Below are 14,146 nucleotides of genomic sequence, written 5' to 3'. Positions count from 1 at the left end.
TTTCAATTTTTATCGGACCAAATTTATTATAAAAGCTTACTTTACCACTTTAACGGTTTTATTGAAAGTGCTTCCTTTTAGGTTTACAATAAATACCCCTGATGGTAATTGACCAGCCTCAACCGAAAATTGATTTTCTCCTGCCTTTAACTGCAATTTGCTTGTTAAAACTTTTGTGCCTTTCAAATCAAACACGCTAAGTTCAGCTAAATCTGTAGCGGTTGCAAATGCAGCTAAATTTAGTTTTCCCTTACCTGCAAAAGCGCTAAAATTAGTACTAGGTAAACCGAAATCAACTGAAACCAACTCCTTGTATATTGCAGATGTTCCATCTTTATCCACTTGCTTTAATTGGTAATAGTTGATTCCGCTAGCTGGAGTTCTATCAGTTAGCGTGTAGTTGCTTATCTCATTGGTGTTACCTTTGCCGTTAACCCTACCTACTGTTACAAAGTTATTGCCGTCTGCAGAACGACTAAGCTCGAAATAATCATTATTTTGCTCTGCAGCAGTTGCCCAATTCAATACCACGCCATTAGCCGATTTTTTGCCAGTGAACGACAAGAAAGAAACAGGTAAGGTAGGATCTGTATCCGCAGGGTAAGTGATTGAAATGTTTGATAAGCTGATGGTTTCTTGTGTAGCATTGTTATTGAACTCGAAAGATAAACCATCAATTACAGACTGTGTATAAGTGCTGCCGTTTTTAGGAAAATCAACTGCGTACTTCACTCCACCAACATAAACATGGTAAGTATTTCCAGCTAAGTTCACCACGCCAGAGTTGTAACTGTAAGTAGTGGCGCTCGAAGAACTATTTACGAAAATCTCTACACGTTGCGAAACTCCAACCTTAATTAATGAATTTGCTGCCGAAAGTGATACCGTACCCGTACCTGCTGCATCGCGGTATTGCGTAATTACATTACCGCCGCTAGTCACAATTCTAAATGATCCGAAAATATCTGTAGAAGCATTGGCAAAACCAGAACTTGCACTTATTAATCTTGAAGGTGCATCATCATTACCAAAATAAACGTTAAACGAGGCAGCACCACTGTATGCGGTTAAATCTAAATCGAAAGCAAACTTTGCAATGGCTTTAGCATTTTGGATATTGTAAAACGAAGATTTAATTAAGCTATTCTTCGGATTTTTCATAGTTAATGTGCGGTTGTTTAGCGAAAATTCACCATCAGTGGTTGCAGTGGCTGCAAATAAAGCCCTCGCCGTGTAACCTACAGGATAAGGAAAAAATTGCGTAGCGCTTACGCCCGGCTTAGATTCTAAATAAGAAGTTGCTGATTGCGTTGAAGTATACTTGTAAGTAGCGGTAGTATCTAAAACCACGTTCAACAATCTTGTGTAAGGAGAAAATTGCGCTTTGGCTATACCAGCACTCATTAATAGGCTAGCCGCAAATAATAGTAGTTTTCTATTCATAATTTTTATGTTTAGGGGTTTATAATTTGATGATTTTTTTTCTGTACTGATTAATTTCTATGATGTATACGCCACTTTTAACGGCTGATAGATCCAATGTAAATTGCTGCTGACCTGTAGACAGCGACTGGGTTTGGGAAAGAATTACCCTACCACTTAAATCCACTAAGCGCAACGAGACTTTTCTATTTTCCGAAGCGGGATATGACAACATAAGTTTTGAAGAAACTGGATTAGGATAAACCTCGATCATATCATCACTAAAACTAACCTGAACGGGAATAGTGTTATCGTAGCTAGTTGCACCATCCCTGTCTTTTAAACGGAGCCTATAGTATAAGACATTGGTATTAGCTGGCAACGATGCATCTTTATATTGATAGTTTAACGGACTTGACGAAATTCCTGCGGCTTTGATTTGCGTCAACAGCCGATAATCTTTACCATCAATACTTCTTTCCAATTCGAATTGGTTGGTATTCACTTCCTTAAGGGTTTGCCATTGCAATCGTACCGCATTAGTTTCCACATTGCTTTTGAAAGAAACCATTTGAACCGGCAAAACTTGTAGCGAAGCAAAATTAACTTCCATATTAGCGAGGCCAATTGTTGCTGCATTGTTATTTGGTAAGGTGCTGTTAATGCCTTGAAACAAGAAGCTGTTAATGATTGTTCCCAAGGCCAGTTCTCCAGAAGATGAAAATGAAGTACTGGAATTGTAGGCCAATAACGACGATTTTACGAGCTGGTTAGCCGGCCTGGCCCAAATATGAAACTGCCCCGGCGACAAGCTATAGGTTGCACCAGCCCTAGTGTAGGTTTGCATTATGCTGCCGTTATTACAGTAAACCTCCACATCGTAGCTGGCACCTTTGCTAAAAAAAGTATTGCTGATTAATTTGTAGGTACCACCGCTAGTATTGGCGCTTTCTCTGAAATTAAAATTGATCCCACTGCTAGTAAACTCCCATTGCAGGGCGGTAAATAGCTCCGGAGTAGCTCTAAAAACACCGCTAGAATTGGAAAACAAATTAGATGTACTGGCATCCTTATTTCCAATGGCACAAATAAAACTCCCATTGTTGGCAGTAGCACTAAAGTTAATCCTGAAAAATAGACTTGCTACCGTAGTAGCGTTGGCCAACTCGTATGCTGAAAACTTATTTACACTTGACAAAGCCGATGCCGACATATTAAACGAGCCACCGTTAAGCGTAAAGTTACCGTTGGAAGTTAATGTGGTATGATTTACAAGCAATACTTTTGCAACGCCATCTGGCGGATATGGCAAAAAGCCTGCACTTTGCGCCGAAGAAGTAGATGAGCTATAAGTGGCTGCTACCGTTGGACTGCCTTGCTGAAATACCGCTGGCGTGCCGTAGCTTGTTAAGCCTGTTCCTGTTTGTAAGTTATAAAGCCACTGTTTACTTTGGTTAGTCCACACACCGGCAAGTTCTTCGCTAGTTAACACATCTTTTACCAGCACTAAAGTTTGCGACAGCCCATCTTTTAATGAAAAAGTTGCATTTGTGGTGCTTGAGGTATTAATGATACTGGCTTGATTATCGTTTGATTCTATTTTCCAACTTCCGTTGATGGATAAAGTAACCTGCTTAACCGATGAAACCCAAGTACTAAGCGGATCATCAACAGCATTTAAATCAGGAGATACAATTTTTATCTTTAGCGTATCGCCTGCTTCTTTAACACTGAACAAAGCACTGCTCGAAACTCCTTTCACTTTGCCAATGTTAAGATCTGGCTTTGCCATAAAAACACTAAACAAGGTGGTACTTGCTGGCAGATATTTAACGGCATGTGCCGTATCACTTTGTCTTACAATTTGAAACAGCTCTGCATTTTCTATTTTAGCAGTTAGCGCCGCCATTTTTTGCGGTGTGGTTGCAGGAACCACTACAAAAGAATATTTAGCAGCATTTGGTGCCGTACCATGCGAAAACCACGCTTTGCTCACGTTTGCCGTAGCTGTGGTGGCCGTATTATCAGTAGTGTTAACTGGAGTACTTTGAGTTCCTCTGAAAATATTAATATCGGCATTGCCCGCTGGAATGTAGTAGCCTGTAGTTTGTGCATTTACCAACCAAGCGCTGCTTGTACTTAAATTTAAAGCTTGGTTGTAGCTTCCGGTAGTTGCTGTGTTAGCATTAATATAGATGCTTGGGTTACTAGTTGCGTTTACTGCTTGAAAAAGTGTGGTAATCGTAGCATCACTGGCATTACTTGAACCAATATCGCTGCCTAAGCAAACCATCAAACTGTCCAATGTAAAAACAGATTTTCTGAACTTTAATGCACTTGTAGTATACCTATTCCCTGCACTTTGAACAAAGCTCATCCCGAAAATACCTTTGCTGCCGTCAGCTAGGGCACCCGCAAAATCATTCGCTTGAAACTCGGAAGCGGTTCCTGCAAGCAATGGCTTTAAGTTATCATAACTTTGCCTCACGGTGGTAGTGCCTGGCATCATATTCCAATCCCACCCATTGCCTGCGCTGATATATCCAGTGTTGGCTAAACTACCATCGTACATAATTTCCAAAGCGCCATAACTTTGGTACCGACCGTACCTGTTGGCACCGGTGTAAATTTCGGCACCAAACATTTTACTGGTAAAGCCACGAGCTACCGCCACCCAGTTATTTTTACGCATAATTCCAGTTTGCGCATAGTTTAATTGGTAGTAGCCATCTAAATTTACGTTGGTTACCGCATAGCGATTGGTTTGGAAAATAGAATTGTAAAAAGCTGCTAAATCAGGTTCGATGGCTGCTCCTTGCAAATCGCCACCTACTTGCACTAAACGATCAAGCGCTGTGGTATTTACCGGAACGCTGTTAGGAAAAGGTGATCGGCCTGACGCAGAATTAGGATAAAAAGCACCTTTAGAGGTTTCTAAAAACAAAGCCTTCACCGCCTTTTTCATGTTTTGGTAGGCGATATTGCTGATCTTGAAAGGTGTTCCCTTCAATTCAAAAGCCCTGCTAATCCAGGTGCCGTAAGCATACTGATAGCTAATGTGCTGAGCTTTGTGATGAAATCCCGTACCATCTGGCTTGATGCCATCACGAGCACCCGGCCCCGTGTAAGTGAACTGCTCTAAATACCTGCTGAAGCAGCGCAAATCTCTTGCAATTTCATTGTCGGTATCGCCCAGTAAAGCCAGTTCTACCAAAAAATTTGATTTCACGTGTAGGAAATCCATTTCCATACCCGGCGTTGGATTGGCGTTGTAAATTGTATTAAATTCATGCGACCATTTCAGCATCTTCACTATCGCTTTTTTAACATCAGCATTGGCAATGTAAGGCAAGGCCTCCAAAAAGCCTATTGGGAAGTTGCGTACAGAAGTGTAATCGTTGTAAGGCACTACAATTTCACCACCTTCCGCTAAGCCTTGCTCCAAAAGGTAGGGCAAAAACACCTGAAGTTTCGCTAAGGCATCTGCATCGTTATTTGAACCGTAAGCTCTAGCTAACGACTGCACATGAGTACTAATTTGTAGCAAGGTATCTAAATCGTAAATGCTGGCGATGCCCCTGCCTTTAAAGGAACCATCCGCGTTATTTGTAATTCCGCATTGCGTAACGAAGGTTTTAGCATCGGCTATTTCCTGCGCAGAAGCAGTACCCGGCGTTCTTTTGTAGGTGCCATTTTTTAAGTTAGCAATGGCTGTTTGTTCCGCAGCACTTGCACTAGTAACTGCACTGGGTTGATTAATCCACGCAAAATAGGCTTTGTAGTATTCTGAATTTAGTGCGAAATGCTGCACATCCAATGCTAAATGTGGGCCTGGCGTACGAACCGAGCTATTACCGATGATAGTAAATTCATCCAGAAAAATGACATTATTGGTAGCTGTGCCAGGCTTGTAAATGATTTCCATTTTATTGAGCGCAAAAGCACTGGACTCGGAACCGTTATTGTAATCGTAGCGGTAGCTCCTATGGTAACTTCGCCATCCCTGATAGTTGAGCAACATGCGCCCTTCCCTACGCAAAAAATTACCGCTATCGTAAAACTTGAAGACTAAAGTATCGGCACTGATGCTGTTGCTGTAAATGAAAAACTCAGCTGCGCTGGATGAAAAACTGCCAATTTCTGAAGATGGAATTGCTAATGACGAAGCGGTAATTACTGAACCACTTTGAGGTGTCCATTTGAGTGCATTTGCGCCACCCTTCAAGTGCTCATTGCTGCTGGAAATTGTACCTGCCACAACCGACCAATTGGCGGGAATACTTGCGTCAAAATTAACAAAGCGCTGTTGCCCGTTAACAATAAAAGCATGAAAAATAAAAGCAATACATAAGTATAGAAATTGCTTCATAAAGGTTTGGTTAGTTGTTTATCCTCAATTTTAATTGAAGAGAGCTACAACGAATTTCAACACTTTAACTGCTTTTGAGGGTGTAATAAACGGTTTGATTAGGGGGTTAAATTCGTTTATCCACAATTATATGATTTAACGTGATCGTGATAAGCGTCACTCCTAAACATCTTCTAATTCGCAATCTACGTCTTTTCTCAGCTCGCCGCCGCTGAGCTCCTACTTTTTGACCGCAAAAAGTAGCAAAAACTCTCGGTTGCCTATTTATTCAACGTTATTTTATTTTCAATTGTTTTCATGCTTGCTTCGCAGGTTTCTTTTAAAGGAAGTGATTTGGCTTATGGGTGCGACCCGAAAAATAGAAGACCGAAAATTTGCGAAACGGAGGTTTGAGAGGCTATCGCTAGCAAACAGCCTATTTTTCCATTCTCAAACTCATGTTATTTATTCAACTATTAATAGTTTTTATTTGAAAGAAAGTTGCACTTCTTTTGACGCTCCTTTGTTGGCACCATCTGGCAATTGGATTTGTGCAGTGGCGGTTTTTCCAGTCTTAACCTGTTTAACCTGAACGTTGATATTACCTTGTTGCTGTAGCGGATCGGCTACGTACAATTTCTTATCTTTTAATAAAAGGATACATGGTTGGTCGACACTGATGATATAAGTATCTGAACTTATGGTTGAAGCTGCATAAAATACCGCCTGAAAAATCTTTAATTGCTGATGATACACCGCTTGATTTTTGGCATTATTGCTAACGATATCAATGGATTTAGGATCGAAGCCTTTCACGTTTTTTGTAGCAGGCAAAACAATGTATTGATAACTTGCCGTATCTGGTTTTATGCCATGATCAATCCATAACTTGAAAACATTACCCTTAACTTCTGTTTTGGGATGCGATAGGTTAATTCTATTCCAACTTCCGCTTTGTACTTGGGTGCTAACGCTTAAATTTTGCGCTACCGGAAAATAATAGCCAACATTGTTATGTAGTACCCAACTTGCCGCAGGCGCTTTGTGCTGCGACACTTCTCCTTTTTTAATATTGGCAAAGGAACTGGCTACACTGCCCTCTAACCAAGTTTGATTTAGCGTCGTTACAATTGGCTCGCTATTAGTTGAGCTGATATCCGCACCTAAGGCAACGATTTCCTTATCAAAAAAGAACCATGCTTTTTTTGCTTTTACACCATCATAATTTAATTGGTAGCCGGTGGCTCCGTAAACGCCATCAGACACCCCACCTGCAAATTCATTTTTACCATCCTCACCCCAATTCACTTCCATTTTCACATCTTCTGCATGGTCGGTAGCGGTAATTCCAGGAATTTTATCCCACTCCCAAACTGGCATAATGTTATAATATTCGGGACCGGTTAACTGAATATTGGTAGCACCATCTGAAAGGTATTTGCCATATAAGTTTTCATTGTTACCCATCTCTGATCGTTTGGTACGAGTACTGGTCATCCGTACGTTGAACGAATATTCTGGTCGTACATGGATGGTATAATCACCTTTCCAAAAATGCCGATGAAACGGTGCAATGTTGAAACTAACTGAGCTATCTACCCTAGAACGCTCATTTTCATAAAACGCATTAAACTCAGGATCGATGTTCATCATGGCATTTAAACGGTATTTCTCGGAAGTTTTGCGTAGGTTGTTCGGTCTGGTAACTCCCCTGCCTTCGGTATTAAAATCAACATACCTAGACCTGAAAGTTTTTAAATAAGTATCTCTATAAAATTTAGAGAGCAATGTTAGCTTTTCCTTAGTCAAGGCGTAAGGTGTACCCGCCACGTAGCCTGCAATTTTAATCACTCCACCCAAAAACACATTACCGTAACCGCCAATATATAGCTGAGGACCGTGTTGCAGATAGGAAAAATCATATTGCAAGCCTTCTTCTCCATTCACTAAACTTACCGGCTTAAATAACTCGGTTAACGATTCCGCTAATAAGATTTTATCTTCTGTAATTAAAGACCTGTAAAAATAGTGCATGGCAATATCCGTTTTGTTGGCACCAGTTTTCGCCACCATATCTCCACGCTTCATGCGCTCAATCAATTTTTGCTGTAAAGCTTCCGGCAGTTTTTTGTCTGCAAACTCCATCAACACCAAAATAACACCTAATTTTTGTGGTACGCTTATTTCATTATGCCACCAATTTTTGCTTGTAGGGTCTTTTTCGTACCAAACCTCCAATGCCTTCACAATACTTTTATAAAGTTGCTCATTAGTTCTAAAGCTGCTCCCTTCGGCGGTATAGGCCTGTACCAAATCATCTACTCTTTCCAAATGTGCTACAGGTTTCCAAGCTGTAGGGGATTGATCGACGTAATCAACCTCTTTCCACGTTCCATCTACTTGGATACTGTTTAAAGCTGCCTGACCAACCTTTGTTGCATTAGCCAAGTTTTTACCCTGATCGGCATATACTTTTTTAAGGATAGTACCAAAGGGATAAGTGGCCTGTGAAAAACTGAAATAAGGAGCGGCTAGTAGTAAAATCAGATAAGCTAGTTTCTTCATTTTTGGTTGTTTGGTTGTTTAGTTTTTTGGTTGTTTGGATGTTTAGTTTTTTGGTTGTTTGGATGTTTAGTTGTTTGGTTAATTGGCAATTGATTATTGGTACTTGATTATTGGATGTTGATTATTGGTCATTGGAATTTTTCCCTTAAGGATATTTCTTTTCCATTTCCCTTCCAACAACTTCCATTTTATGTTTCATGATTTGATTGGTATCTCCGTAATCGCTAAACCAATGTGGCTGATCCATTTTTTTCTCCCACTGTTGCAATTCATGAAGCAATGCTTTCACCTTCTGTGGGTTTTTGGATGCCAAGTTGGTAGTTTCTGAAATGTCTGTTTTCAAATTAAATAATAATATCGGATTATCGGCCACGTTGATCAACTTCCAGTCGCCTTGCCTTACTGCCGCAGCAACTCCCCTACGCCAAAATAAAATATCATGCGGAGGTTTTTGATTGCCCCCATTGATGAACGGAATCAAATTTTTGCCATCGGCCTTAAAATTAGGCGTGTACTTTCCTCCAGCTGCCGTTACTGCTGTTGGCAAAATATCCAACGATGAAACCATGTTGTCGTACCTCAATCCAGCGGGAACATTACCAGGCCAGTTCATTACAAACGCTACACGAATTCCGCCTTCCCATTTAGAGCCTTTCAATCCCCGCAACGGACCGTTATCTGCATAATTTCCTGTTGCCGCACCGTTATCATTGATGAAGCAGATCAGCGTATGCTTCTCCAAATGTTGTTCCTTTAACGTTTGCATCAGCTTTCCTATGCCATCATCTAAAGAAGTCATCATTGCTGCATAAGCACGTCTACCCTCAGGCAAATGAGCAAACCGCTGTACCAAATCTTTCTTAGCGTTCATAGGAACATGTACTGCGTTATAGGCCAAGTACATAAAAAAAGGATGAGCTTTATTTTGCTGAATAAAGTTAGTTGCCTTTGCGGTAAACATATCAGTTAAATACGTTACCTCACTTTCTGGAAATGCTTTTCGATTGTCGAACAGTGTAAACTCTCTGGCAGGCGTTTTATCGTAGCCAAAAAAATTGCGGTGACCACCAACAAAGCCATAAAATTCATCGAAACCTCGGTTTAAAGGAAAGTAAGGCTCTTCATCACCCTGATGCCACTTGCCTATGGCAATAGTTTTATAGCCATTAGCTTTCATTTGATTGCCAATAGTTGGAATTTTAACATCCATCCCCATATCTTTCATGGTATAGCCTGGGGCAGGCTTAGCGGAAGTGTTGTGTTCAAACCCAAATCGCTGTTGGTACAAACCCGTAAGTAAGCCCGCCCTTGAAGGTGCACACACAGAAGCAGTTACATAAGCATTGGTGAACAAAGTGCCATTTTTTGCAAGCAAATCTATATTAGGAGTAGGAATTTCTTTACCTCCATAACAGCCAAAATCGGCGTAGCCGGCATCATCTACCACAATAACAATCACATTAGGTTTAGCCGTTTGGGCATCGGTTTTACCTACAGAAAGTAAAAACAAAATAAGCAGTGTGCAATATTTCCCCATGATACATTGGTTTTTTGATCAATCAAATTTCTTCAATTAAAAAATAACTAAGGGGTAAAAATTGGTTTAAAAGGGAGTGATTTTAATTTGTGAGGCACGATTTGCTATATGTCCCCTCTATTACCCACATAATCTGATGGCACTACGCCAAACTGTTTCTTAAATTCTTTGCTGAAATATTTCCTGTCGTTAAAGCCAACGGCATAGGCCACTTCCGTGATGTTAAGATGCCCTTCTTGTAGCAGCTGCGCAGCTCGTTTTAACCGCACTGATTTCATGAAATCTGATATCGATAAATCAGTTAAAGCTTTTATTTTTTTGTACAGTACGGTTTGGCTCATGCCAATTTCGGCCACCAAAACTGATACGTTAAAATCCGTATCCTCCATGTGCCGCTCCATAATTTGCATCAACTTCGCTAAAAACTTCTCTTCTGGCGATTGAGCCTCCACCTTACTTGGTGTAAGCAGCAACTGTTTATGGTACTTGGATCTTAAAATTTCCTTAGCAGCCATTACATTTTTAATATGTAGCTCTAACAACTGCATACTGAATGGTTTGGTAATGTAAACATCGGCACCTGCCTCCAAGCCTTGCACTTGGTTGCCATGTGATGCCATTGCCGTCAACATCAGCACTGGAATGTGATTAGTGCGTTCTTCGCTTTTAATGCGCTTACAAAATTCGTTTCCATCCATTACAGGCATGGTTACATCACTTACAATTAAATCCGGAATATGCTCAGTTGCGTAATTTAAAGCCTCCAAACCGTTAACGCATCCTGTTACCAAGTACTGCTGCTGCAGCGATTGTACAATAAACGCCCTAAGTTCATCATTATCTTCCACCACCAAAATATGCTGCTGATTGGCTGATTGCTCTACAGCAGTTGCCACTGGCAAATCTGTTGTTATCTCCTCCGCAGGCATGCTCCATTGGCTAAGTTGCAGCTCAGCAGTTTCGGTGGAGCTGCTTAACTCTTGCGCTGAAAAATGTGAACTGCCTTTCTTCAGCAACAAGCGAAACTCACTAAACCCATCGCTTTGGATTGATGCTTGCCTACTTTCAACCGTAATCTCCCCTTTATGCATATCCACTATGCTCTTCACCAAGCCCAAACCTATTCCCCACCCCGTCAGTTGCTGGCTTTGGGTTTTGATTTGATAAAAATTAGTGAAAATTTCAGAGAGATATTCGGGAGCAATGCCAACACCGTTATCATGCACCTTAATTGAGATTTCATCGGGCAACTCTTCCAACACCAAATTAATTTCACCTTTTGCTGGCGTATATTTGAAGGCATTTGACAAAAGATTAAATAGCACTTTTTCCATTTGAGATGGATCAACAAACGCAAATACACTTTGATTAGGATGCTGAAAATTGAAGCTAATTTGCATAGCTGCAGCCTGACTTTGGAAGGCTTCGAAAACTTGCTGACAAAACTTAAGCATATCCACTTCGCTAACGTTCAACTGCAAATTGCCGGTTTCTATCTTTCTAAAATCAAGTAACTCTTTAATAAGTCGAAGCAGGCGATCAGTATTGTTTTTAATGCTTTGCAATTGCGTATTTAAAATAGCATTGTTTTGCGTTAGGTCGATAAGTTTTTGTAACGGAGCAAAAATAAGTGTCAATGGTGTACGAATTTCGTGGGAAATACGCGTAAAAAAGTCAAGCTTGTTTTGATAAAGCTCTTGTTGCTGCTGATAATTCAAATGCTCATAGTAAAGCTGTGTTTCTAAACGTTCCTGTCGTCTCAAAAACCTATTGATGTAATACAAAATTGCTACGAAAATAGCGGCATAAATAAGGTAAGCCCACCAGGTTTTCCATAGTGGCGGTAATATTTTAATCTCCAGTTTAGCGGGCTTAGGGTTCCAATAACCATCATTATTGCTACCTTTTACCAATAAATGATAAGTTCCCGGCGGCAAATTGGTGTAAGTAGCAGATGGGTTAGCAACCTCGTTCCAGTTATCCTCAAAGCCTTCCAATTTATAAGCATATTTGTTTCGCTCAGGCTTGATGTAATTTAACGCAGCAAAATCAATGGTAAAAATATTCTGATCAGCGCTAAAGGTTAAGGCTGGTGTAAATGAAATATCTTTTTCCAAAAGTTCATCGGCGCCGCCAACATTTACCTCTTTGTTAAACAAACGCAGCGCCGTAAACACAATGGTTGGCGCTTGTTTATTGGTGGCAATAGCGTTAGATTTAAAAGAAACCAATCCGTTATAACTTCCAAAGTACAAATTTCCGTCCGCTGCTTTGTAGGCCGCGTTGTAACTAAATTCATTGGCCGGTAAGCCATCACTTACGTAATAATTTTTGAAGTTATTTTGCTTCACGTCAAACTTGGATAGGCCCTTATCGGTACTCACCCAAATGTTTCCTTCATCATCCTGCGATAGGCCCACCACGTTGTCACTAGCCAATCCGTTTTTAACGGTGTAGTTGACAAATTTTTGCTGCTTGGGAAGATATTTGCTTAAACCACCTCGATGCGAACCAATCCAAACCTGCTTAAACCGATCTTCTAAAATGCAGTTGATATAGTCTGATTTCAAACCATCTTTTTTATAAAAACGTAGGAACTGATTGGCATTTTTCTTCAGCATGCTTAATCCAACCGCGGTGCCAACCCACAAATTGCCCTGGCTATCTCCCAACATGGTGCGGATATAATCACTGTTAATTTTCAAGCCCTTAGAACTGCTATTAATCCTTCGGAAACTACCTGTGTTGTAGTCGTACAGGTTCAATCCTTTCGATGAAGTTCCAATCCAAAGCCTACCTTGCAAGTCTTGCGTAATGCAGCTGATGTACCCATGACTTACCGTTGTTGTATCCGTTAAACTTGGTTTAAAATGCCTGAAAGTTCCGCTTTTGCGGTCAAAAAGCTCTAAACCGCCCTCATACAAACCAATCCAAATTTGCCCTTTGTTATCTTTATAAATAGATTTTACCGTATTAGAGCTGATGCTGCCGCCATTGGAAGGCTGGTGTTTAAAGTTCTGAAAAATGCCCGTCTTCGTATCTAAAAGATCTAAACCAGAACCCTCTGTACCTATAAGCAAATGTGTTTCATCCGCCCCGGCAATTACACTAATGATATCGTTACTGATGCTGTTACGGTATTTGCTGTATTTATAAACCTCAAAAGGTACCGCATTTTGGTGCGCCACGTTGATACCACCGAAATTGGTTCCAATCCAAACAGAACCTTGGTCATCCTCAAAAATATCTTTGATAGAGTTATCGCTAAGACTTTTGCGTTTCTCCGAATCATGCTTATAAACCGTAAAACGATTTGTTTTAGGATCGAAAATATTTAGCCCATTCATGGTTCCAATCCACAACAAGCCATCTTTACCTACTATGATCTTCCTAATGAAGTTATTGCTCAAACCTGCAGAAGATTGTTGGATATGCGAAAAGCTATTTTCCTGAGGATGGTAAATACTTATGCCATTACGTTCAGTGCCTACCCAAATGTTTCCAAGCTTATCTTCCACAATGGTTTTTACAGAGTTACCAATTGGCCCAGCATTTGAATTGGCCGAAAAATTTTGAAACCGTAATTTGCCATTAGCCAGCTGTTTGATACGGCTTAAACCTGTGGTGGTACCTACCCAAATATTATTCTTGCTGTCTTCAAAAACCACATACACCTCATTTCCAGCCAAACCATTCTTGATGTAAAAGTTCTTAAACTTCCGCGAGCCAGCATTGGAAAGCATACTTAAACCGGTATTGGTACCGAACCAAATATTACCGTTGCTGGCCTCGCAAATGCTAAGCACTGCATTGCCGGCTATACTTTGCGGATCTTTATCGTTGTGGTAAATTTGTTCAAAAGCATCTAATTCAGATTGGTAGATATTTAAACCATTCTGCGTACCAATCCATAAATTTCCATTTTTTTGCTTGGTGATGGCATAGATGTAATCATCAGCACTTATACTTTTATGATTTTGATCGCTGTGCCGATAAGTTTTGATGGTTCGTCCGTCGTATCTGTTTATTCCGTCTCTCGTTCCAAACCATAAATAGCCCCTTCCATCTTTTGCAATGGATAAAACAGTACTTTGAGATAAACCTTGAGCTACCGAGATATGATCAAACGACAATTGCGCAGACATGCCGATGGAAAAAACCAACAGCAAAAAAAGTAGCATCCAACTTTTGGGGTTGCGCATAAGTTCAGTTTGAGGTTATATGGTGATACAATGATACTAAAACCGTATTTTAAATCCATAGCAGAAACGAAT

5 protein-coding genes are annotated in these 14,146 nt (G+C 40.4%); all 5 read right to left on the bottom strand.

Annotated features, from left to right (window positions below; translation table 11 throughout):
• Positions 1-36: 36 nt before the first annotated feature.
• Positions 37-1,443 carry a T9SS type A sorting domain-containing protein gene (locus DUT68_RS03335; RefSeq protein WP_113635762.1) on the bottom strand — a complete coding sequence of 469 codons (1,407 nt, stop codon included), beginning with the start codon at positions 1,441-1,443 and terminating at the stop codon, positions 37-39.
• Between the two features lie 19 nt (positions 1,444-1,462).
• Positions 1,463-5,791: a polysaccharide lyase family 8 super-sandwich domain-containing protein gene (locus tag DUT68_RS03330; protein WP_113635760.1), complete on the bottom strand. Its 4,329-nt coding sequence runs from the start codon at positions 5,789-5,791 to the stop codon at positions 1,463-1,465.
• 465 nt (positions 5,792-6,256) lie between these two features.
• Positions 6,257-8,335 (bottom strand): polysaccharide lyase 8 family protein, encoded by a 2,079-nt coding sequence (locus DUT68_RS03325; protein ID WP_113635758.1) that lies wholly within the window; start codon positions 8,333-8,335, stop codon positions 6,257-6,259.
• 145 nt (positions 8,336-8,480) lie between these two features.
• Entirely contained in the window at positions 8,481-9,872 is a 1,392-nt protein-coding gene (locus tag DUT68_RS03320) for a sulfatase (RefSeq protein ID WP_113635756.1), read from the bottom strand.
• Between the two features lie 104 nt (positions 9,873-9,976).
• Positions 9,977-14,074, bottom strand: a complete 4,098-nt coding sequence (locus DUT68_RS03315; RefSeq protein WP_113635754.1) for a hybrid sensor histidine kinase/response regulator transcription factor — start codon at positions 14,072-14,074, stop codon at positions 9,977-9,979.
• Positions 14,075-14,146: the final 72 nt, after the last annotated feature.

Origin of the sequence: Pedobacter zeaxanthinifaciens (genome assembly GCF_003313335.1) — a bacterium.
GTDB classification, from domain to species: Bacteria; Bacteroidota; Bacteroidia; order Sphingobacteriales; family Sphingobacteriaceae; genus Pedobacter; species Pedobacter zeaxanthinifaciens.
The sequence above is the reverse complement of the archived record's forward strand: the minus strand, read 5'-3'. Positions and strand labels throughout refer to the sequence as shown.

Excerpts from the sequence above, each read along its gene's own strand:
- DUT68_RS03335 (WP_113635762.1), bottom strand. The coding sequence starts at position 1,443 with ATGAATAGAAAACTACTATTATTTGCGGCTAGCCTATTAATGAGTGCT.
- DUT68_RS03330 (WP_113635760.1), bottom strand. The coding sequence starts at position 5,791 with ATGAAGCAATTTCTATACTTATGTATTGCTTTTATTTTTCATGCTTTT.
- DUT68_RS03325 (WP_113635758.1), bottom strand. The coding sequence starts at position 8,335 with ATGAAGAAACTAGCTTATCTGATTTTACTACTAGCCGCTCCTTATTTC.
- DUT68_RS03320 (WP_113635756.1), bottom strand. The coding sequence starts at position 9,872 with ATGGGGAAATATTGCACACTGCTTATTTTGTTTTTACTTTCTGTAGGT.
- DUT68_RS03315 (WP_113635754.1), bottom strand. The coding sequence starts at position 14,074 with ATGCGCAACCCCAAAAGTTGGATGCTACTTTTTTTGCTGTTGGTTTTT.